This is a genomic window from Antarctobacter heliothermus (assembly GCF_002237555.1).
Lineage (GTDB): Bacteria > Pseudomonadota > Alphaproteobacteria > Rhodobacterales > Rhodobacteraceae > Antarctobacter > Antarctobacter heliothermus_B.
The window spans coordinates 3,603,746-3,622,942 of sequence record NZ_CP022540.1 but is presented as its reverse complement, the minus strand read 5'-3'; the positions used below and the strand labels follow the sequence as shown (position 1 = coordinate 3,622,942).

The 19,197-nt window shown below is 59.1% G+C and carries 19 protein-coding genes; 7 read left to right on the top strand and 12 right to left on the bottom strand.

Features of this window, described 5'->3' with window-relative positions; genetic code table 11:
* Window positions 1-77 precede the first annotated feature (77 nt).
* Window positions 78-839 (bottom strand): helix-turn-helix domain-containing protein, encoded by a 762-nt coding sequence (locus ANTHELSMS3_RS17260; protein ID WP_157733555.1) that lies wholly within the window; start codon window positions 837-839, stop codon window positions 78-80.
* Between the two features lie 285 nt (window positions 840-1,124).
* Between ANTHELSMS3_RS17260 and ANTHELSMS3_RS17255 the strand changes: the two genes are divergently transcribed.
* Window positions 1,125-1,445 carry a hypothetical protein gene (locus ANTHELSMS3_RS17255; protein WP_157733554.1) on the top strand — a complete coding sequence of 107 codons (321 nt, stop codon included), beginning with the start codon at window positions 1,125-1,127 and terminating at the stop codon, window positions 1,443-1,445.
* 60 nt (window positions 1,446-1,505) lie between these two features.
* Here the strand turns inward: ANTHELSMS3_RS17255 and ilvN are convergent, their stop codons facing one another.
* A complete protein-coding gene (ilvN, locus tag ANTHELSMS3_RS17250; protein WP_094035961.1) occupies window positions 1,506-2,066 on the bottom strand; it encodes an acetolactate synthase small subunit in 561 nt (186 codons plus the stop codon).
* Window positions 2,067-2,258: 192 nt separating this feature from the next.
* On the opposite strand from ilvN, the gene ANTHELSMS3_RS17245 reads away from it, so the two are divergent.
* Window positions 2,259-4,286, top strand: coding sequence for an ATP-binding protein (locus ANTHELSMS3_RS17245; protein ID WP_094035960.1), 2,028 nt, complete (start codon window positions 2,259-2,261; stop codon window positions 4,284-4,286).
* A gap of 10 nt (window positions 4,287-4,296) precedes the next feature.
* Here ANTHELSMS3_RS17245 and ANTHELSMS3_RS17240 read toward each other — a convergent pair whose 3' ends face one another.
* The gene (locus ANTHELSMS3_RS17240; RefSeq protein WP_157733553.1) at window positions 4,297-5,289 is read right to left on the bottom strand and encodes an acyltransferase family protein; all 993 of its coding nucleotides are present in this window, start codon (window positions 5,287-5,289) and stop codon (window positions 4,297-4,299) included.
* Window positions 5,286-7,040, bottom strand: coding sequence for an acetolactate synthase 3 large subunit (locus ANTHELSMS3_RS17235; RefSeq protein ID WP_094035958.1), 1,755 nt, complete (start codon window positions 7,038-7,040; stop codon window positions 5,286-5,288). The genes ANTHELSMS3_RS17240 and ANTHELSMS3_RS17235 overlap by 4 nt, the downstream gene beginning before the upstream one ends.
* Before the next feature lie 654 nt (window positions 7,041-7,694).
* Here ANTHELSMS3_RS17235 and ANTHELSMS3_RS17230 point away from each other — a divergent pair.
* Window positions 7,695-7,904, top strand: a complete 210-nt coding sequence (locus ANTHELSMS3_RS17230) for a hypothetical protein (protein WP_157733552.1) — start codon at window positions 7,695-7,697, stop codon at window positions 7,902-7,904.
* A 32-nt stretch (window positions 7,905-7,936) separates the two neighbouring features.
* Here the strand turns inward: ANTHELSMS3_RS17230 and ANTHELSMS3_RS17225 are convergent, their stop codons facing one another.
* Genes ANTHELSMS3_RS17225 through ANTHELSMS3_RS17215 form a run of 3 tightly spaced genes read right to left on the bottom strand, consistent with a single transcriptional unit; the run spans window position 7,937 to window position 10,332 of the window.
* Complete coding sequence (locus ANTHELSMS3_RS17225) at window positions 7,937-8,581, bottom strand: response regulator transcription factor (RefSeq protein WP_094035956.1); 645 nt, start codon at window positions 8,579-8,581, stop codon at window positions 7,937-7,939.
* Window positions 8,578-9,996, bottom strand: a complete 1,419-nt coding sequence (locus ANTHELSMS3_RS17220) for a cache domain-containing protein (protein WP_094035955.1) — start codon at window positions 9,994-9,996, stop codon at window positions 8,578-8,580. The genes ANTHELSMS3_RS17225 and ANTHELSMS3_RS17220 overlap by 4 nt, the downstream gene beginning before the upstream one ends.
* Window positions 9,997-10,035: 39 nt before the next feature.
* On the bottom strand, window positions 10,036-10,332 hold the full coding sequence (locus ANTHELSMS3_RS17215; RefSeq protein WP_254694764.1) for a DUF6552 family protein: 297 nt from the start codon (window positions 10,330-10,332) through the stop codon (window positions 10,036-10,038).
* Window positions 10,333-10,429: 97 nt separating this feature from the next.
* Between ANTHELSMS3_RS17215 and ANTHELSMS3_RS17210 the strand changes: the two genes are divergently transcribed.
* The 4 genes from ANTHELSMS3_RS17210 (at window position 10,430) to ANTHELSMS3_RS17195 (ending at window position 16,033) form a co-directional block, all read left to right on the top strand.
* The gene (locus tag ANTHELSMS3_RS17210; protein WP_094035954.1) at window positions 10,430-11,305 is read left to right on the top strand and encodes a LysR substrate-binding domain-containing protein; all 876 of its coding nucleotides are present in this window, start codon (window positions 10,430-10,432) and stop codon (window positions 11,303-11,305) included.
* Between the two features lie 189 nt (window positions 11,306-11,494).
* Window positions 11,495-12,583: a TRAP transporter substrate-binding protein gene (locus ANTHELSMS3_RS17205; RefSeq protein WP_094035953.1), complete on the top strand. Its 1,089-nt coding sequence runs from the start codon at window positions 11,495-11,497 to the stop codon at window positions 12,581-12,583.
* Between the two features lie 114 nt (window positions 12,584-12,697).
* Window positions 12,698-13,657 carry a TRAP transporter small permease subunit gene (locus tag ANTHELSMS3_RS17200; RefSeq protein ID WP_198319831.1) on the top strand — a complete coding sequence of 320 codons (960 nt, stop codon included), beginning with the start codon at window positions 12,698-12,700 and terminating at the stop codon, window positions 13,655-13,657.
* A gap of 15 nt (window positions 13,658-13,672) precedes the next feature.
* Window positions 13,673-16,033: a TRAP transporter large permease gene (locus ANTHELSMS3_RS17195; protein WP_094035952.1), complete on the top strand. Its 2,361-nt coding sequence runs from the start codon at window positions 13,673-13,675 to the stop codon at window positions 16,031-16,033.
* Between the two features lie 80 nt (window positions 16,034-16,113).
* Here the strand turns inward: ANTHELSMS3_RS17195 and ANTHELSMS3_RS17190 are convergent, their stop codons facing one another.
* The 5 genes from ANTHELSMS3_RS17190 to ANTHELSMS3_RS17170 form a co-directional block, all read right to left on the bottom strand.
* Window positions 16,114-16,350 (bottom strand): hypothetical protein, encoded by a 237-nt coding sequence (locus ANTHELSMS3_RS17190; protein WP_094035951.1) that lies wholly within the window; start codon window positions 16,348-16,350, stop codon window positions 16,114-16,116.
* A 168-nt stretch (window positions 16,351-16,518) separates the two neighbouring features.
* Window positions 16,519-17,331 carry an arginyltransferase gene (locus ANTHELSMS3_RS17185; protein WP_094035950.1) on the bottom strand — a complete coding sequence of 271 codons (813 nt, stop codon included), beginning with the start codon at window positions 17,329-17,331 and terminating at the stop codon, window positions 16,519-16,521.
* A 162-nt stretch (window positions 17,332-17,493) separates the two neighbouring features.
* Entirely contained in the window at window positions 17,494-17,937 is a 444-nt protein-coding gene (locus tag ANTHELSMS3_RS17180) for an RDD family protein (protein WP_094035949.1), read from the bottom strand.
* A 54-nt stretch (window positions 17,938-17,991) separates the two neighbouring features.
* Window positions 17,992-18,429, bottom strand: coding sequence for a DUF2852 domain-containing protein (locus ANTHELSMS3_RS17175; protein ID WP_094035948.1), 438 nt, complete (start codon window positions 18,427-18,429; stop codon window positions 17,992-17,994).
* Between the two features lie 214 nt (window positions 18,430-18,643).
* Entirely contained in the window at window positions 18,644-19,111 is a 468-nt protein-coding gene (locus tag ANTHELSMS3_RS17170) for a YbaK/EbsC family protein (protein ID WP_094037197.1), read from the bottom strand.
* Window positions 19,112-19,197: the final 86 nt, after the last annotated feature.

Sequence of the window (19,197 nt, the reverse complement as noted above, 5' to 3'; positions counted from 1 at the left end):
ACGCAGAAGGCGGGCTTGAACCGACAAAACCCGACACAGTTTGTATCACAGCGACCGTAAGTGCATCTGACCGGCGGTCAGATAAAGGACTCCGAAGGTTTTAGCAGGTTGCGTTGATAGGCCAACAGATCCGACTCCGCACAGAACCCGGCGCTGCGCGCGGCGGGCAGCACCTGGGCCATATTCTTGCCCAGGTACTCGTAGACCAGCCGTTCCACCCGGCGCCCGGCGACGTTTTCGCGCACGGTGCGGGTGACATACCCAACCCAGAAGTTGTTTTCGAACGACGGGATGCGTGCGAGAAAGTTGAAAGAAGTCGTGGTGGCCCCCCGACGACTGACGAGGGCGGCGATGCCGTCCTCTTGTGGCATCACCGCTCCGCGAAATTCGCGCGTTGCTGGGTCGGTGGGCAACCCTTGTTGACGCATGGCATCCTTGGCCTCGAACCCCTTCAGGAAGGTGCCTTTGCCACTGCGAAAGACATAGATCAGGCCACGCACGAACATGTCCTCATCCAGAAAGCTGCGGCGAGCAAAGCGATAGAACCCACTGGGGAATTCCTCTTCGCTGACGGACCGCAGCGCGCCGCCAAGATAAGCGGCGATGGCGGGGTCGTTCAGAATACCTGCTTCGTTGTTGGTGATCTCTTGAACGGGTTGCAAAAGAATGCGCGCATCGACCTGGAAATATGAACAGATGCGGTGCAGCACGTCGGGGCGTGGAAAGCTTTCACCGGCAAGATAGCGGTTGTACTGGGTGCGATTGATCCCAAGGTCGCGGCACAGCGCCGATATGGAGGGTGCGCGTTGTGACAGCTGGCGCAGATTGGCACCAAGCATACTACGCAATTCGGCCGGCGCTGGACTGCGCCGTGGCGCTTTTGTGGCAGGCTTCTCCGGCATCTTGTCCCAATCTTGTCTTGTAGCGCCTTTAGTTTGAAGCATTTTTGCGCGTGTGTCCCCAGTTTCGCCATTATGTGACGCTTGTTCGCATCAGTGTTGATGCTATTTGGCGGCAAAGTTGACCTGTCACGTCACAAAAATCAAGACGAAGACACGGAAAATTACCTATTGCATCGGAAAGGTTTCGTTCACGTTCAACTAATAATCATCAGTGGGTGCATCATGCAGGATCAGATGTTGGGCGTTGTTTTGTGGGCGGATATCGATGATCGCAAAGCCGTGATCTGGTGCGAAGATCACGGCAATCTGGCTTATTACACAGCGGCTGAGCAGAACGTACACGAAGGGATTGATCTGGATGCGGGTGACCTGATCCAGTTTGATCTGCGCGAAGATCGCGATGTCAGAAGAGCGCGTAACCTGCGCAGGGTGGATGCGGGCTATGCCCCGACTATCGTGCACGAGTTGCGCAACCGGGGGCCACGCGGCAGCAGTACAGCCGAAAACGTGGTGTGCTTTCCAGAGGCGCGTCGCGCCGGATAAGCACCGTATCAAGAAAGTGGCGCGCTACCCGGTGATCGGGTCCGCGCCACTACCTTGTGTTCAGATGCCGCGCGCCAGGGCGGCAACACCGGTCCGGGCCACCTCAATCAGGCCAAGCGGGCGCATAAGATCGGCAAAGGCATCGATCTTGTCCGGTGTTCCGGTCAACTGGAAGACAAAGCTTTCCAGCGTCGAATCCACAACATTGGCGCGAAAGATATCTGCCAAGCGCAATGCTTCGACGCGTTTGTCGCCGGTGCCATTCACCTTGAACAATGCCAGTTCCCGTTCGACAGACTTTCCCTCGACCGTCAGGTCATGCACTTCGTGTACGGGCACGATGCGGCCCAGCTGTGCCTTGATCTGTTCGATCACCTGCGGCGTGCCGGTGGTGACGATGGTGATGCGGCTCAGGTGGCCCTCATGGTCGACCTCGGCCACGGTCAGGCTGTCGATGTTGTAACCGCGCCCGGAAAACAGTCCAATTACGCGCGCCAGAACGCCGGGTTCGTTTTCTACCAGAACAGCGATGGTATGGGTTTCCTGCACGTCCGAGAAATTGGGGCGGAGGTTGTAGGCAGAGTGCTTGCTCGAGCCTTTCTTGATCTTCAGTGCTGACATCGCCGGGCCTTTCTGAGGGGGTGCCGACCCACAAGGCGCGGGCCGCACATGGATTTAGCCAAGATCGACGGCTTTGGCTAGCGGTCCGCGTGGTTAAATCTGGTGGCGGAGAGGATTTAATGCCCTGTCAATTGTTTTTCGCTAGTCCAAATTCATTGCGTTGCAATCGTTTCCGGCAACTAGGGGCCATTCATGTCCGAGAGGGAGAAAGATGCCAGAATCTGGTCGGATGTCATCCATCTCATGCCGGCATGGACATGGGAGGCGGATGCCGACTATCGGCTGAGGTATGTCAACATCCAGCATTCCGGGTTGCAGTTGACTGCCCAGCAGCTGAATGGCTTGTGCATTCTGGATCAGGACAGTGCCACAGGCGACGAGGCCGGGCTTGACCGGCTGCTGGAGGCGTTTCGCGACCAGAGTGAGGTGCGCGGACTTAGCTATGAACGTGTGATGATCAATGGCAGCCGCGCAGTCCTGATGGACAGCGCGGTGCCGATCTGGGGTGCAGATGGCGGGTTTGCCGGCTATCGTGGGATCACGCTGAACATCAGTGCCGTCATGCGCAAAGCTGATGTCACAGGGTCCCTTGTGGCCGGGCTGAACAAGCGGACCGTGGCTCTGGAACAGAATCTGGTTAACAAAGCCCATGAGTTGTCCCAGACAAATCACCTCTTGACCGAGATCGTCGAAGGCATGGGGGAGGGGCTGCTTGTCACTTCCGGCTCGGAGATCGACGATCCAGATAATCGGGTGCTGCGGGTGAACCCTGCGTACCTCCGGCTCTTTGATCTCGGGCCCGAAGACGTGCCAGAGGGGATTTCGGTGAGCGATCACCTGCGATTTTTGGCGCAGCAGAACAAGGTGCCCAGCAATCTGGCCTTCTACCGGGACGTACAGCAGGCCTTGAACAAAGGCCGCAAGGTGCTGATGGAGATTCCGGACTCCGGCCGTAGTTATTACATGCAGGCGTCGACGCGGCCGATGCTGGGCAATGTGATCGTCCACACCGACATCACCGATCTGCGCAATCAAAACGCCGAACTGCGTGCCGCGCGGGATGCCGCCAACGTCGCCAATGAGGCGAAATCATCGTTTCTGGCGAATATGAGCCATGAGATCCGTACACCGATGAACGGCGTTGTCGGGATGGCGGACCTGCTAGCCGAAACCGATCTCAGCACCGAACAAGCCAGCTATGTTGCCACGATCCGGGGGGCAGCACTGGCGCTGACCTCGCTGATCTCTGACATTCTCGACTTTTCCAAGGTCGAGGCGGGGCGGCTGGAACTGGAAAAGGTGACGTTTGAGGTTGCGGGGCTGGTCGATGAGATCAGTGAGCTGCTGTCGCCTTTGGCGACGCAGAAGGAATTGACACTGCAGTGCCGCATAGACCCGGATGTGCCGCATCTGCTTGAGGGCGATGCGCTGCGCATTCGTCAAATTCTGATGAATCTCATGGGCAATGCGATCAAGTTCACGCTGGCTGGTAAGGTTGACTTGCATCTGTCGCTGGCATCCCCGAGCACCAATGTTGTGCGGTTCACCCTCACAGACACCGGTATCGGCATTCCGGCGGAACGGTTGGCGGTGATTTTCGATCCGTTCGAACAGGTCCACAAGGGGCACGAACGTCAGTTTGAGGGGACCGGCCTTGGGCTGTCGATCTGCAAGCGGCTGGTGTCGGCCATGGGTGGCTCCATTGCGGCGCGCTCCGAAGAGGGCAGGGGCACCACCTTCACCGTAGATTTGCCGCTGCCGACGGTGGCCTTTGCAACACCCAGCGCCGCGCCCGTTTCGACGGATGCCATGCGTCTCGACGGAGTGTGCGTGCTGGTGGTTGAGGACAACCGCACCAATCAGGCTGTGGCAAAGAAAATGCTGGAGCGGCGCGGGGCGCAGGTTGTTCTGGCCGACAATGGTCGACGGGCGCTGGATCTGTACGATCCGCACCGCTTTGACCTTGTCCTGATGGATCTGTCGATGCCCGAGATGAGCGGTCTGGACGCGACTCGTTTGATCCGAGAGCGTGAAAATCTGCGGGGGTGGCCCCGCCGCCCCATCATCGCTTTGACAGGCAATGCCTTTGACAAGGACCGCAAGGCCGCGTCAGCCGCTGGCATGGATGGATTTCTCAGCAAGCCAGTGCGCCGCGATGCGCTGTTGCTGACCATCGCCGCGCATTTGTGTTCAGGGCCGGATCAGGCGGCGGCATCGTGATTTTGGCGGCTCAAAACCCTAACAACCGGGGGGAGGCGACGGCGCGCACCGCGTAATACAACACCACCGGGCCGATCAACCCGGCACATGTGCCCAGCATCAGATGCAATGTCGGGTCGTCGGTGATCTTGAACAGCACGATGCGTGTCGCGGCGGTGAACAGCGTATGCGCCAGATAGATCGGCATCGACAGTTGGCCCAGCCGCACCAGAACACGGCCAAGGACGCCAAGAGGGGCGTTCAGCATCACGACAAAACACAGCGACAACACAGCGGCAATAACCTGAAAAGCCACTACGTTTTCGGGAAGGCCGAAGCTGATGATCTGCACGATAACAAATACCGTCAGTGCCTTGAGCCGGACAGGCACGCCAGTGGGCAAGGGACCGGCCCGCGCCAGCCATATACCCAGCAGAAAGATCCCCAAATGAAGCGCGGCGTTCACCGTCAGCGGTCCCAGCGGCAAGCCGGGCAGAGACACAATCGCCATGGCCCCCAAGGCCAGCGCCAACCAGACCCAAGCCGGTCTTGGCCGCACGCCAGGGACGGCAATCAATAGGCCCAGCATCTGGATCAGAAACAGCGCCCAGAGAAACCACAGGTGGTCTCGTGGCGGCAAAGGTGAGGTGAACAGGTCGGACAGTGTCTCAGGGCTATTGACCGCGCCACCGGCCAGATAGCGGAACCCGGCAAAGATATAGGTCCACAACAGCAGCGGCCAAAGCAGGCGCAGCGCCTTGTCCCGCGCTGCGCGCAGCAGAGGACGCCGCCGGGCAGAGGCTTCGAACGTGACGCCCGACAGCAGAAAGAACAGCGGCATATGAAAGCTGTAGATCAGCTTTTCGACGGTATGAAAGACCTTGTCGGCGGGCAACACTCCCGCCGCCTGCGCCCCCAGCCAAGCATGACCAAACACGACCAGTACAATGGCCAGCCCTTTGGCCTTGTCCAGCCACAACACCCGGCCCGCTTGAGCGGACCGGGTGAGCGGCGAAGGGGTCACACCATCACCGCACCCTTGGCACCGATGGCACCCTTGGTCGAGGCATCGCCCAGCAACATCTTGTTGTGCGGTGCACCCGAGGGGATCATCGGGAAGCAGTTTTCATGCTTTTCGACGAGGCAGTCGAAAATCACCGGACCGTCGTAGTCCAGCATTTCCATGATCGCATCGTCCAGATCGGCGGGATCCTTGCAGAGGATGCCCTTGGCGCCAAACGCTTCGGCCAGCTTCACGAAATCGGGCAGCGCCTCGGACCAGGATTGCGAATAGCGTTCGCCATGCAGCAATTCCTGCCATTGGCGCACCATGCCAAGCCGTTCGTTGTTCAGGATGAACTGCTTGACCGGCAGACGGTACTGCACCGCTGTGCCCATCTCTTGCATGTTCATCAGCCACGACGCCTCACCGGCGACGTTGATCACCAGCGCGTCAGGATGGGCAACCTGCACACCGATGGAGGCCGGCGTGCCGTAGCCCATGGTGCCAAGCCCGCCGGAAGTCATCCAGCGGTTCGGGTCCTCAAAGCCAAGGTATTGCGCAGCCCACATCTGGTGCTGACCGACCTCGGTGCAGATATAGCGGTCGCGGTCCTTGGTCAGCGCCTCAAGCCGGGCCAGCGCGTGCTGCGGTCGGATAGCGCCTTCGGAGGGTTTGTACTTCAGGCAGTCGATCTTTTTCCATTCCTCGATCTGCTTCCACCACCGGCCGATGGCCTCACGGTTGACCTTGCGCCCGCGCGCTTTCCACAGGTTCAGCACGTCTTCGAGCACATGCGCCACGTCGCCGACAACGGGGAAATCGGTTTTGATCACCTTGTTGATGGACGACGGATCAATGTCGATATGTGCTTTGCGCGAATGGGGGCTGAACGCGTCGAGTCGCCCGGTGATACGGTCGTCAAAGCGCGCGCCGATGTTGATCATCAGGTCGCAGCCATGCATCACCATGTTGGCCTCATACAGACCGTGCATACCCAGCATGCCCAGCCAGTTTTTGCCAGAGGCTGGATAGGCACCAAGACCCATCAATGTGGACGTGATCGGAAAGCCTGTCGCCTCGACGATTTCGCGCAACAACTGGCTCGCTGCGGGGCCCGAATTGATGACGCCGCCGCCAGTGTAAAACACCGGGCGTTCAGCCATCTCGATCGCCTCGACCAGGTGTTCGATCATCTCCATGTCGCCCTTGACCTGCGGCTGATAGTGGCTGGTCGCGACCTTGGGAATGCCCTGATACTGCGAGCTGGCGAACTGGACGTCCTTGGGGATGTCCACAAGCACCGGACCGGGACGCCCCGAGGTGGCGACATGGAACGCCTCATGGATGATGGACGACAGCCGCGCAGTATCCTTCACCAACCAGTTATGTTTGGTGCAGGGACGCGTGATGCCAACGGTGTCGGCCTCCTGAAAGGCGTCGGAACCGATCATGAAAGTCGGGACCTGCCCGGTCAGGACGATAATCGGGATCGAGTCCATCAGGGCATCAGTCAAACCGGTCACCGCATTGGTGGCACCGGGACCAGAAGTCACAAGAACGACACCGGGTTTGCCGGTGGAGCGGGCATAGCCCTCTGCCGCGTGAACCGCGCCCTGTTCGTGCCGAACAAGGATGTGGCGAATGTCGTTTTGCTGAAACACCTCATCGTAAATCGGTAGTACAGCGCCGCCAGGGTAGCCGAATACCGTGTCCACGCCCTGGTCCTTGAGGGCCTGAACCACCATTTTCGCTCCGGTCATCTGACGTGTCATTGCATGTTCTCCGTTCACGACACTGAAATTCTGCGCACAAAAAAACCCCCGAGGTTAATTTCGGGGGCGCATGGGGTTCCTGATAGGGATTCCGTTACCGGCCCATGCGCCTTAATCCTACAATTACCACTAGCGTGGTCATGCCTGAGGCTCCCTTGAGTTGCGCGGGCGACTTTATGGCGGGCAGGACTAGGCGTCAACCGGCGAAGTTGAAGAAAGCAAATTTCGTTTCGCAGGCAGCACGCTTGTCGAAAGTTGCTTGTGCGCTGAGTGTGCCGCCTGTTTTTGCTGGCGATCCCGCCCCATGCATATTTGATGTGCATTTATGCGCATATCGTCGATTGCATGCCGGGGGGACGATCTGCCAGTACTGAACCGGTCAGTTCATATATTGTCGAGGCGTGCAATGCTCCGGTCCAGAACATTCCGAAATTTTTCTTTGGCGAAGGCGGTTTGGCTGTCTGCGCTGATCGTTGCGGCAATCAGTCTTCATGCCGGAAATCCCGGGGCGTCAGGGGCTGCGCAGGCCGTTTTGGTATCGGGATACTGGGGTCACTAGGCCATTTGCAACATTCGCGCGCGGCATCGTGAGTTGTTCGGAGCGACAACATCCGCAATGCTGTGCATGAGGTCACAGGAGACGAGGAGATCGTCATGTCCAGAAACGTATTTTACCGCGATTTCACGATTTGCAAGGCCGTGGCTCTTGTTGCCCTGATGGGTTTGGCCGTGGCAATGGGAGGCGTGCCAAAAGCGTCGACTTCCTTTGCTGGTACAGAACCTGCGGAAGCAGAGCTTATTCCGGCGATGGTCTACAAGGCTTGGGAAGACTGCGTTTCGGTCGGGCCGATCGTCGATCTTTGACAGGCTGACATTCTCCGGCGCGCCCCTGTTTTTCAGAAATTCGCGCCGGTCCCCTGCAAAACGCCGTGTTCCAGCGCATAACGCATGAGTTCGGCAGTGCTACTGACGCCCAGTTTGCGGCGGATGTTCTTTCGGTGCGTCTCGACCGTGCGCACCGAAATATCCAAGGCTTCGGCGACCTGCTTGTTCGACTTGCCCTGCGCCAGTTGCAGTAACACCATCTGTTCGCGGTTGGTCAGTTGCTCGCGGTCCTGACCGGAAGGGGTCAATGCGCCCTCTGCGCCGGGACACAGATAGCGGTTTCCGGCCATTACAGAGTCGATGGCGCGCTTGATCTCATCTGTCGGCACGTCCTTGAGCACATATCCCCGCGCGCCATGGCTGAGCGCTGTGCTGATGTATTCGCGGGAGTCGTGCATCGACAGCACCAGAATACGCGTGGCGGGCCGCAGTTCCAGGATCATCTCGGTGGCTGACAGCCCACCAAGACCCGGCATGTTGAGGTCCATCAGAATGACATCTGGCGACAACTCTTCCAGGCGGTCGATCATGGTTTGCCCGTCTGACAGCGTCGCAACCACGTTGATGTCATCATAGCTTTCAAGGATCGCCTCTATGCCTTCGGCGACCATCGGGTGATCATCGACAACGACAACGCGGGTGGGGCGGAGGTTCATGCGCGGACCTTGGGTTGGGTGACTGTGCCATCCTCAGGGGGCAGCATGTGGCTGAGCGGTACCTGTGCCTCGATAAGGGTCCCATCGCGGGAGGACAAGATGCGCAACGTCCCGCCCAGTTGGTCCATCCGTTCCTGCATGTTGCGCAGACCGATGCCGGGTGTATGCGCCCGCGCATCGCGCAATCCGATGCCATCATCGGCGATCTTCAGCGTGGCTCCGGCGCGATGTCCGCGCAGGTCGATGCGAACATGGCTGGCGTTGGCGTGGCGTTCAACATTGGTCAGAGCCTCTTGTGCGATGCGGTACATCGCGATCTTGGCGTCCTGATCCAACCGGTTGCGAAACACAACGGTTGCGAAATGGGTGTCTATCCCGGTGCGGGTCTGAAAATCCTCGGCCAGTGTCTTGATCGCGGGCCCAAGGCCCAGATCATCCAACACGCCCGGTCGGAGGTCGCGGCTGATGCGGCGTACCTCCTGAATCGCAAGGCCCAGATTGTCAGTGCCCTTGGCCAGCGTGTCCGCTGCACGCAGATCGCCAGAGGCCACACGACGTCGCGCCACGTCCAGCGCGTAGCGCACGCCAACAAGGATCTGGCTGATGCCGTCATGCAGTTCACGCGCGACGCGGCCGCGTTCCTCTTCCTGCGTGTCGAGAACCCGCTGGGTGAGTTCGCGCAGCTTGGCGTCGGCCAGCCGCCGTTCACGGATGTTCAACACAAGACCAGAGGCAAAGACCACCATCAGCGCGGCAAAGGTGATTGCGCCGATATAAACGAACGTGCGCCGGACCTTGGCCTCGACCTCGGCGCGGGCCGCCGCCACGCTGACCAGTACGTCGTCGATAAAGACGCCGGTGCCAACCGCCCAACGCCAACTGGGAAATGAGGTAACATAGGTGATCATGCGCCCCTCTTCGCCGGTTGAGGGTTTGGGCCAGAGGTGATCGACATAGCCTGCGCCCTGACGGGCGATCTCGATGAACTCGCGCACCACATAGGTGCCTTCGCTGTCGGTCAAATCCCAATGATTGCCGTTGATCAGGTCAGTCTGACGCGGTGAGACAAGGTTGCGGCCTTCATAGTCGTAGACAAAGAAGAATCCCTCTTCGCCGTAAATCATCGCGGCGAGGATCTGCATGACCTGTTCTTTGGCCGCCTCATTGTCCGGCGCAGCAGAACCGTAAATGAAATAGAACCCATTGCGGGCTTGGGTGACATAGTTGCGCAACTCGCGCTTCTTGGCCTCCAGCAGTTGCGCTTCCAGCTGCCGGATCTCCTGCTCGGCCATGGCGCGCGACTGTTCGGCCACCAGCAGCGCAATGGCCAAGACGGCTAGAACCATAGGGGCCGCGGCCAGAAGAAACAGCTTCTGACGGTAGGACGGGCGAAAGCGTTGCAGGATGCTGCGCATGGAGCCAGAAAAGCAGAGTGCCGCCGTGAAGGAAAGACCTCAGCCGCGCGTAACAAGCCCGGTCAGCATCGCGACCATGGCAACCAGGTGGATCAGGATGATCGCCCGGTCACGCCATGCTAGCCCAACTGCCAGCCAGCCCAGCAGCCCGATCGCGAAAAAGGGCAATGCCCATGTGGTAAAGCCGAACCCGGTTGCGGCATAGCCGCCGATCTGTGCGATAGAGGCACCCCATTTTACCGTATCGACAAGCGCGTCAGTCCGGCGTGGGGAGGGTTTCCCAGCAAGCGCCGAGGTGTCTGGGCATGTCATTGTCTGCAGTTCTACTCCTGCCATGCTGGATTCCTTCGTTTGCATGTTCTTTCGTTGAAATATTGGCTATACTTAAGCCTGAACAGGCCAGAACGACTGCTTTGAGACGATAGGAAAATGATTGGCTGATGGACTTCCTCCGCTGAATGCCCTGCGCGCCTTTGAGGCGGCAGGACGGCATCTGAGCTTTGCTGCGGCGGCCAAAGACCTCCGCGTGACACAAGGTGCCGTCGCCCAGCATGTGCGTGGGATGGAGGCCCGCCTTGGTCTGCGACTGTTTGATCGGCACGCGCGCGGGTTGCGTTTGACCGAAGACGGGAGGCGGTATCATGACCAGATTGCGCGCGCCTTTCGTTTGATGGAACAGGCGACGTATGACCTGCGCCCGGGGGGGCGCAGCGTCACTATTTCGGTCACGCCTTCGTTCGCGTCGAAATGGTTGATCCCGACGATGCCGGATTTCACCGCCCGTCACCCGGACATCGAATTGCGTGTCCTTGCAACAGAGGCGTTGTCGCGGTTCCGCGCCGATGGGGTCGATATCGCGGTGCGGTTTGGCGTGTCACAGGGGTTGGCGGGGATGGAGGCGCGTACCTTGTTTAGCGGCGAAGCTATTGCTGTCTGTGCGCCGGATCTGCCGGGCGATGGGATGCAGGGGCGAACCCTGCTGCATCATTCGCTAGACCTGTGGCCTGCGTTCCTTGAGACCGTGTTGGGTCAAGCCCACCGCGATCATCTGCCAGGTCCCCGGTTCAGCCAGATCACTCTGGCCGTCGAGGCGGCCATGGCCGGGCAGGGAGTTGCCCTTGCCAGCCCGTTTCTTGTGGCCCGCGACATCCGTTTGGGGCGTTTGGTGCAGGCAGTGCCGGGCACTTTGGCGACCTCGCAGACTTACGATGCACTTTGCCCGCGTGAGGATCTGGCGGACCCGTCGCGGCGGCTGGTCTTTGATTGGCTTTGCGCGGCAGCAGAGCGGGAAACCTGTTCCCTAACGTAACCCGCGGCGCCAGCTGACCGTCTCCATTGCGCTTAGTCAAAAAATGTCCGGTTTGGTGTGAAATAACGCGTCGCCTCCGTAGCACTGGGTATTTCTTTGCTTAGACACGCGCCCTAGTGTGCCCAGACTTAAATTCGATCCGCGCAAGGTGGGGAGCCTTGCGCAACGATAAAAACTGGGAGGTTTTCTATGGATCGCCGTTCTTTCCTTCGTAACTCGACTCTGGGTGCCGGTGCCGCTGCCGCAGCATCGACACTTGCCGCTCCGGCCTATGCACAGGGCAAGCGGACCCTGACCATGGTCACATCCTGGCCGCGCGGCTTTGCCGTTCTGGACGACGCAGCCACCTATCTTGAGCAGATGGTCGGTGAAATGTCCGATGGTATGCTGACCATCGACAAGAAAGCCCCGGGTGAACTGGTCGGCGCGCTGGAAGTGTTTGACGCCGTGTCGTCGGGCCAGGCGGACATGTATCACTCGGCTGACTACTACTTCATCAACAACCACCCGGGTTACGCGTATTTCACGGCCGTTCCGTTTGGCGGCACCGCGCAGGAAGTCACCAACTGGTACTACCATGGTGGCGGCGAAGAACTGCACGACGAACTGGGCTTGATTTTCAACATGAAGGGCCTGAATGCAGGCAACTCAGGTTCGCAGTCCGGTGGCTGGTTCCGGAATGAGATCACCTCGGCAGACGATTTCAACGGCCTGAAGTTCCGCATGCCCGGTCTGGGCGGCAAGGTTCTGGGTGAACTGGGCGCATCGGTGCAGAACATCCCCGGTGGCGAACTGTATCAGGCGCTGTCGTCTGGTGCCCTAGACGGACTGGAGTGGGTTGGCCCGATGGCCGATGAGCGCGCCGGTTTCCAGGAAGTTGCCAAGATCTACTACACCGCCGGTTTCCACGAGCCGGGCTCGGCCCTGTCCGCCAACGTCAACCTGGACGTCTGGGAAGGCCTGACCGCGCAGCAGCAGCACATCCTGCGCTATGCGTCGATGGCGACAACCCACTACCAGCTGGCCGAAACTCTTGCGAACAACGGTGCCGCGCTGGCACGTCTGCAATCGCAAGGCGTCAAGACGCTGCAATTCCCTGACGATGTCTGGGATGCCTTTGGCGCCGCGTCCAAAAAAGTCATGGACGAGAACATGGGTGATGAGCTGTTCGCCAAGATCCGCAACTCGTTCGAGACAAGCATGGCCAACTCGGCAAGCTGGATCGGCAAGTCGGACGCTTATTACGTCGAACAGCGCGTTCGCGTTCTGGGCGGCTGACCGTACAGCTTTGAAAACCGAAGCCCTCGCGCGTGACGCGGGGGCTTCTTTTCGTGCTACGTCTGGCGCCGATCAACCCGGGTTAGACGAATCCTACAGGGTGTGGGGGGACTAATGGAAGAAACAGAGCCTGCCGGTTTCGGGCAATTCATGGGAGCGTTGGGGGACGGGATTGTCTGGATCCTGCAAAACCTCGCCATGGCGTTCTACAATCTGGGATATGCGGTGACGCATTCCGCCGACTGGCTGGGCTGGACGAGCGGAATGGAGACGTTGGAACAAAAGCAATCGATGATGCGGCTGGTCTACTACGGCGCCTCGGTTGAGTTTTTCTTTGTGGTGTTCGTCTTCTTCCTGGTGATCTTTGCCTTTGGAGTTTGGAAAAACACCTTTCTCTGGGGTGTGGTTCGGGTGCTGGAGGGCTTTGCCAATACCGTCGGTCGCTTTGCCGCTTGGGCCGGTCTTTTGATGGTGCTGCAACAGGTGGTCATTGTCTTCCTGCAGCGGATCTTTACCCGGCCCGACATCGTGTTCGGCTTTGGTATCCCGCTGCAGTTCGACATCTCCTGGTATGCCGAAGAGCTGAAACTTTACAATGCGATGGTGGTCGCGCTGTGCTTGACCTACACCTTTGTGCAGGGCGGCCATGTGCGCGTTGACCTTGTCTATGCCGCCGTGTCGCACCGCACCAAGCGGGTGATTGACATGTTTGGCTCGCTTTTCTTCATGTTGCCGATGGCGGTGCTGATCTGGATGTTCACATGGACCTTCATGTGGCGTTCGATGATCGTTCCGCCGGTGAACGCCACGGACCAGTTGGACCGACTTGTGCTAAAGGCGCGCGCGCTGCGCTGGAACGTCGAGACAATCGGTTTTTCGCCAAACGGCTTTAACGGTTACTTTCTGTTCAAGGTCCTGATGCTGGTCATGATCGGCATGATCTTTGTCCATGCATGGTCCTTTTTCTACCGCTCTTACCTAGAGTGGATCGAAGGCCCCGAAAGCGACGGCAAATATCTGGACAAAGACGTGATCGAGCAGGGCGAAGAGCCCTACGATCACGCAGAATTCTAAAGGGGCAGTAGGACAATGCTATTCGGATTGGACGGCGTCGAGATCGGCCTGATCATCGTCTTTCTCGCGCTTTTTTCGGCGATCCTCTCGGGCTTTCCGGTGGCCTTTGCCATCGGCGGTGCCGGGGTCATCTCCTTCGGTATCATCGCCGCGCTGGACAGCGCGGGCATTCTTGTTCACCAGGCAATCGACAGTTCGTCAGAACCGTATTCGGCTCTGATCGCCTCCGGAGTTCCGGAAAAGGCCATCTCGATCTTCCGATATCCTGATCTGCCCCGTGTGGCAGCGGATTCGATCTTTCCCGCAGGGGATTACGAAGGCGCGATGAAACGCGTCATCGCGGGTATCACCAATCGCATCAACGAACGGGTCATCGCCGGGCAGTCCATTGAGACTCTGCTGGCGGTTCTGATGTTCGTCCTGATGGGTATCGTTCTGGAACGTTCCAAGATCGCCAACGATCTGTTGACCACCATGGCGCGGGTCTTTGGCCCGCTGCCCGGCGGTCTGGCCGTGTCAATCGTGGTTGTGGGTGCCTTTCTGGCGGCCTCGACCGGGATCGTCGGCGCGACTGTCGTCACCATGGGCCTGCTCGCCTTGCCGACCATGCTGCGCAACAACTACGCGCCGGAACTGGCGACAGGTGTGATTGCCGCCTCTGGTACGCTGGGGCAGATCATTCCACCCTCTATCGTGATTGTCCTGCTGGGCACGCTGGCCGGGGATCTTTATTCGGCGGCACAGGAATCGCGGGCGCAACTTGCGGGTTGTAGCGACGCGCTGACCTATCTGGGCACACCGGCAGTGGTCTCTGTCGGCACGTTGTTCCAAGCGGCGCTGCTGCCGGGCATCCTGCTGGCGGTGCTTTATGCGCTGTATGCCTTTGTCTACGCCATGCTGAACCCGTCCAAGGCACCCGCTGTGGAGATGGGTGATTCCACCGGAGAGCCCGTTACACGCGGCGAGGCGTTTACCTGGTATGTCGGTGTCCCTGTGGCGCTGATTGCGGGCACGATACTACTGGCCCAGGTTGGGCTGGTGGGTACGCAAACGACGCAGGTCAACACCTTTACGGAAACGGGTGACACTGCATCCTTGCGCACGAATGTGTCGGACACATGCAAAGCGTCGATGATTGACCTGCACGGTCAAAAAGCCTGGGACACGGCCGTGGCTGAACAGGCTGACATCGACGCAGGTGGCGGAACGCAAACCAGTACGCGCCTGTCCGCTGAAGAGATCACCGCGCTTCGGGCCCAGACCATTGACAATGCCGCACCTGTCGGCACCGGCATTGCGATCCTGACCATCATGTTTGGCCTGATCCTTTCGGTGGCGCGCGGCGTGTCTCCCTCGGCCAATCCACTGCCCTTGCAGATCGGCGCGGGTGGCCTTGTTCTGGGGTTGCTGGTCGATATCTTCCTTCTGTCGCCGACCACATCCTCTTTGACGACAGTGCTGCTGATGGCGCTGCCTTGGGCAATCACGATCTACGGCTGTTTTCATGCCATGGGCCGCCTGTCCAAGAACGAACTGTTGCGCGTGGTCTTCCCGCCGCTGGTCTTGATCGTGGCGGTGCTGGGGTCGATCCTTGGCGGCATCACCAACCCGACTCCCGCTGCGGCGCTGGGGGCGGCAGGGGCCATCATGCTGGCCGCCTATCGCAAGCTGTCGGAAGAAGACCGGAGCCCCAAGATTGTCATCTGGTCGACTCTGGCCGTGGTTCTGATGATCCTGACGGGCATCAACTTTGACCTGCGCATCAACACGGAAAACGTTTCGTTCGAGACTTGGGTGGCGTTCTTCTTTGCCTATGTCTGCTGGCTGTACGCGCTTTTCGGTCTGCTGTTCAGCTGTTGGGTTCTGTTCCGATCCGGAGTTCTGACGCCAGCGGTGCGGGAAACGGCCAAGGTGACCTCGATGGTCTTTACCATCCTGATCGCCTCGCAGCTGTTGAACCTTGTGGTGATCTCATTCGGGGGTGAGGAATACATCCAGCAGTTCCTGCGCAGCTTTGACGATCCGCGCACCGCCTTTATCATCGTGATGATCATCCTGTTCATCTTGGGCTTTGTGCTGGATTTCCTTGAGATCATTTACATCGTGGTGCCGATTGTGGGGCCGGTGATCTATGGGGCGCACTTCGATCCGAAATGGGTGACGATCATGATCGCGGTGAACCTGCAAACGTCGTTCCTGACTCCACCCTTTGGCTTTGCGCTGTTCTATCTGCGCGGCGTGGCGCCCAAGGAGGTCACGACGGGACATATCTATCGTGGTGTGATCCCGTTTGTGTTGATCCAGGTACTGGGACTGGCCATTCTGGCGCTGTTCCCAGGGATCGTGACCATCGTTCCTTCGTTGCTGGGGCGCTGATCGGGCATCGGAAACGAGATAATGAGAAAAGGGCAGGCGTCACAGCTTGCCCTTTTTGCATGTCGTCCCCGCGCGAAGTGTCAGGACGGCGCGTCAGACCCGATCATCTGTTCTAGATTGGTCAGGCGTTTTTCCAGATCAGCCGCCAGAATAAAGGCCGAGGTCGCAGCTGATGTGCCGGTATCCCGCGCCAGAACGTAGCCAAGATGTTCCAATATCCCGACGACAAGGCCCCGCGTGTGACCGATCTGGCTGACGGGGTCGAGCGACTCTATGTTCGCAAGAAAAGCCGGGAGATATTCTTCTGGTTGTGTCATGCCTCCGACTAACTTTTTACGGGGCGGATGTGGAGAGCAGATTTGACCTTTCGGTCAATTTTTTGTGTGACGATAATCAGCGTCGGTGATCGATTGAACACGCGACCATGATCGAAGGCCGGCGCCCCTTGTGCGCGGCAATCGTGGCCATCAATGCAGATTGCTGGATCAGCCGCGTGTATCGGGAAAAGAGATGTTGGCGACCTGTTCGGCAATCGGATCTGTCGACAGCGGGTGCATTTCAGCGTTGAAATCTCCGACGTTTTCCAGCCGTTCCCAGCCATCGCGGCGGAAGATTTCCAGCGCGTTGAACTCTGCCTTGTAGCCCATCTTGTCGCTACCGGGCACCCAGTAGCCCAAATAGACGTAGGGCAATCCAGCTTCACGGGCGATCTCGATATGATCGAGGATCATCCACTTGCCCAACGAATTGCGTGCCAGATCGGGTTCGTAAAACGAATAGACCATAGATAGACCGTCATCCAACATGTCGGTCAGGCAGGTGGCAATCAACGCGCCGCTGTCGCGATCTATGTATTCGATTACGCGGCTGCGGATCGGTGTCTCCTCGACCATGGCGGCAAATTCAAAAACGTCCATATCCGCCATGCCGCCATCTGCGTGGCGCTCGTCCAGATACCGGCGGAACAGATCGTATTGTTCTTCGGTCGCCCATGGGCTGGTTGCGCGCCGTTCGATATGGGCGTTGCGACGCTGGACCCGGCGCTGATTGCGCGACGGTTTAAACCGGGTGACGTCGATTCGGGCCGAAAGACAGGCAGCGCAATCGGCACAGGACGGCCGATACAGCACGTTCTGCGAACGGCGAAAGCCCTGTTTCGACAGCGAGTCGTTCAGTTTCTGTGACGACTCTCCTTGTAAGGCTGTGAACAACTTTCGCTCCATCCGGCCCTCCAGATAGGGGCAAGGCTGGGGAGCCGTCACATAGAACTGTGGAGCTAGCGGCAGCGAGTGGCGCATCGGACCTGAATACCTCGTCAATTTAATGAAAAGGTAACAATGATCCCGACCATCGCCAAGTCCTACAACGCATTAGGCCCCGCACCGGCGGGGCCTTTCCTATATCATGGTAAACGGTAGCGCTGTCGGGGAAAATCCGGCTGATCGCGCGTCTCTGTTGCCTCAATAGCGACGGTTGAGCGCGACAGTCCCCAATAGCATGTCATGCAGACCCTGGCCGCGTTCGGTCACGAACATCATCACGATGGAGCCTAGTTGCAGAATCACCGTCGAGGAAATCACCGTAAAGCCCAGCGTATGCAAAAAGGCCTCGCCCCCATCCAGCCGCGCGCCATGGGAATTGCGGAACTCGATCGACATCAAGCGCATCCCCGGAGTCGAGGAACCGCCCGCGATGAACATCCAGCGGTACAGAAAACCGATGATCAAGAACATCAACGGCAGGATAAACAATCCGACGATGGAAAACACGGAAATGGGGAGGGTGATCAGTGCGATGAGCACGGTGTCGACCACCCAGGCCAAGCCGCGCTTGACGGTCACGCCATCGTAAAAGGCGACCTGACGTTCGGGGTCTGGCAGGTGGGACATAGGCTCGGAATACATTTTTTACTCCTGGCAGAAAAGAGGGGTGACGCCCCCGGAGGGGCGTCCATGTGGTCAGGCGTGTTCCGTTTCTTCCGTTTCGGACCGGGCACGGCGGGCGCGGTCATCCATGAACTGGTCGAACTCGGTCTTGTCCTTTGCTTCGCGCAGACGTTCCAGGAACTCCTGAAAGGCTTCCTGCTCGGACTCGAGGCGGCGGAGCGTCTCAGTCTTGTAGGCATCGAACGCACGGTTGCCAGAGGGTTTCATCGCGGCCCACGCCGCTTTGCGGCCTTCGTGGTGGCGTCCGTTGGTGCGGCAGGATTTCGAAAACATGCGTTTGCTCCAGATCATGTAGGCAAGAAAGGCAAGGCCGACAGGCCAGAAGAAGACGAACCCGAGAACCATGGCCGCGATCCAGGCACCTTTGCCCTTGTGATCCAGCCATGCCTCGGCCCGTGTAAGCCAGCCGGCATTGGCGGGCAGGTGGGTCGTATATGCGGCGGTGGTCATGTGTCTCTCCGTTCGGTGTGTGATGTGAATGTCTTTCACATTGTAGCAGATCGGAATTGGGCGCGCGTCTTTCAAGGGGGTATGTGAATGTATTTTACATTTTCACAAAGGGTCGTTTATTTTCAATGGGTTGCAAAGATTGGGGCGCTGCCCCCGTCTCCCTTTGGTCGACTCCCCCGGGATATTTTTGGACAGAAGAAGCCGCAGATAGGCCCTAGTGCGTGAAATCGGCGGTGGTGGCGCCGGTCAATTCGGGCAGGCGGTGGGGATCGACGGCAAAGACGTGGCGCGGTGTTCCGGCGGCGGCCCAGACCGTGTCAAACGTCAGCAGGCGCGGATCGATCCAGGCCCGGATTGGGGTCAGGTGGCCCACCGGGGCGACACCTCCGATGGCAAATCCGGTCTGAGAGCGGATCAGCGCCGCGTCGGCCTTGCCCAGCGGTTCTCCAGCCAAGGCAGTAGCTTTGTCCGCGCAGACCCGGTTGCCGCCTGCGGTCAGAAAGAGCACCGCCGCGCCACTGGTTTCGGCGCGAAAGATGATCGATTTGGCGATCTGGTTCAGTGCGCAGCCAACGCTGTCGGCCGCTTCCTGTGCCGTGCGGGCCTGACCGACGTCGAGGATCTCGGGGGTGAGGCCGGCGGCGATGAGGGCAGCGTGGACGCGTTTCAAGCTCTTGCTCATTGCGGTCTCCATTCCGGGGGCGACCCGCAGATTGCGTCAGACGTGCGCGGGCTGCAAGGCAGTTGCGCTTGCCGGCGATTGGTGGC

What these genes read in the sequence shown, in the direction of transcription:
- ANTHELSMS3_RS17190 (WP_094035951.1), bottom strand. Translation starts at nt 16,350, where the DNA reads ATGACACAACCAGAAGAATATCTCCCGGCTTTTCTTGCGAACATAGAG.
- ANTHELSMS3_RS17235 (WP_094035958.1), bottom strand. Translation starts at nt 7,040, where the DNA reads ATGACACGTCAGATGACCGGAGCGAAAATGGTGGTTCAGGCCCTCAAG.
- ANTHELSMS3_RS17260 (WP_157733555.1), bottom strand. Translation starts at nt 839, where the DNA reads ATGCTTGGTGCCAATCTGCGCCAGCTGTCACAACGCGCACCCTCCATA.
- ANTHELSMS3_RS17200 (WP_198319831.1), top strand. Translation starts at nt 12,698, where the DNA reads ATGGAAGAAACAGAGCCTGCCGGTTTCGGGCAATTCATGGGAGCGTTG.
- ANTHELSMS3_RS17195 (WP_094035952.1), top strand. Translation starts at nt 13,673, where the DNA reads ATGCTATTCGGATTGGACGGCGTCGAGATCGGCCTGATCATCGTCTTT.
- ANTHELSMS3_RS17215 (WP_254694764.1), bottom strand. Translation starts at nt 10,332, where the DNA reads ATGGCAGGAGTAGAACTGCAGACAATGACATGCCCAGACACCTCGGCG.
- ilvN (WP_094035961.1), bottom strand. Translation starts at nt 2,066, where the DNA reads ATGTCAGCACTGAAGATCAAGAAAGGCTCGAGCAAGCACTCTGCCTAC.
- ANTHELSMS3_RS17205 (WP_094035953.1), top strand. Translation starts at nt 11,495, where the DNA reads ATGGATCGCCGTTCTTTCCTTCGTAACTCGACTCTGGGTGCCGGTGCC.
- ANTHELSMS3_RS17230 (WP_157733552.1), top strand. Translation starts at nt 7,695, where the DNA reads ATGTCCAGAAACGTATTTTACCGCGATTTCACGATTTGCAAGGCCGTG.
- ANTHELSMS3_RS17225 (WP_094035956.1), bottom strand. Translation starts at nt 8,581, where the DNA reads ATGAACCTCCGCCCCACCCGCGTTGTCGTTGTCGATGATCACCCGATG.
- ANTHELSMS3_RS17185 (WP_094035950.1), bottom strand. Translation starts at nt 17,331, where the DNA reads ATGCGCCACTCGCTGCCGCTAGCTCCACAGTTCTATGTGACGGCTCCC.
- ANTHELSMS3_RS17170 (WP_094037197.1), bottom strand. Translation starts at nt 19,111, where the DNA reads ATGAGCAAGAGCTTGAAACGCGTCCACGCTGCCCTCATCGCCGCCGGC.
- ANTHELSMS3_RS17220 (WP_094035955.1), bottom strand. Translation starts at nt 9,996, where the DNA reads ATGCGCAGCATCCTGCAACGCTTTCGCCCGTCCTACCGTCAGAAGCTG.
- ANTHELSMS3_RS17180 (WP_094035949.1), bottom strand. Translation starts at nt 17,937, where the DNA reads ATGTATTCCGAGCCTATGTCCCACCTGCCAGACCCCGAACGTCAGGTC.
- ANTHELSMS3_RS17255 (WP_157733554.1), top strand. Translation starts at nt 1,125, where the DNA reads ATGCAGGATCAGATGTTGGGCGTTGTTTTGTGGGCGGATATCGATGAT.
- ANTHELSMS3_RS17245 (WP_094035960.1), top strand. Translation starts at nt 2,259, where the DNA reads ATGTCCGAGAGGGAGAAAGATGCCAGAATCTGGTCGGATGTCATCCAT.
- ANTHELSMS3_RS17175 (WP_094035948.1), bottom strand. Translation starts at nt 18,429, where the DNA reads ATGACCACCGCCGCATATACGACCCACCTGCCCGCCAATGCCGGCTGG.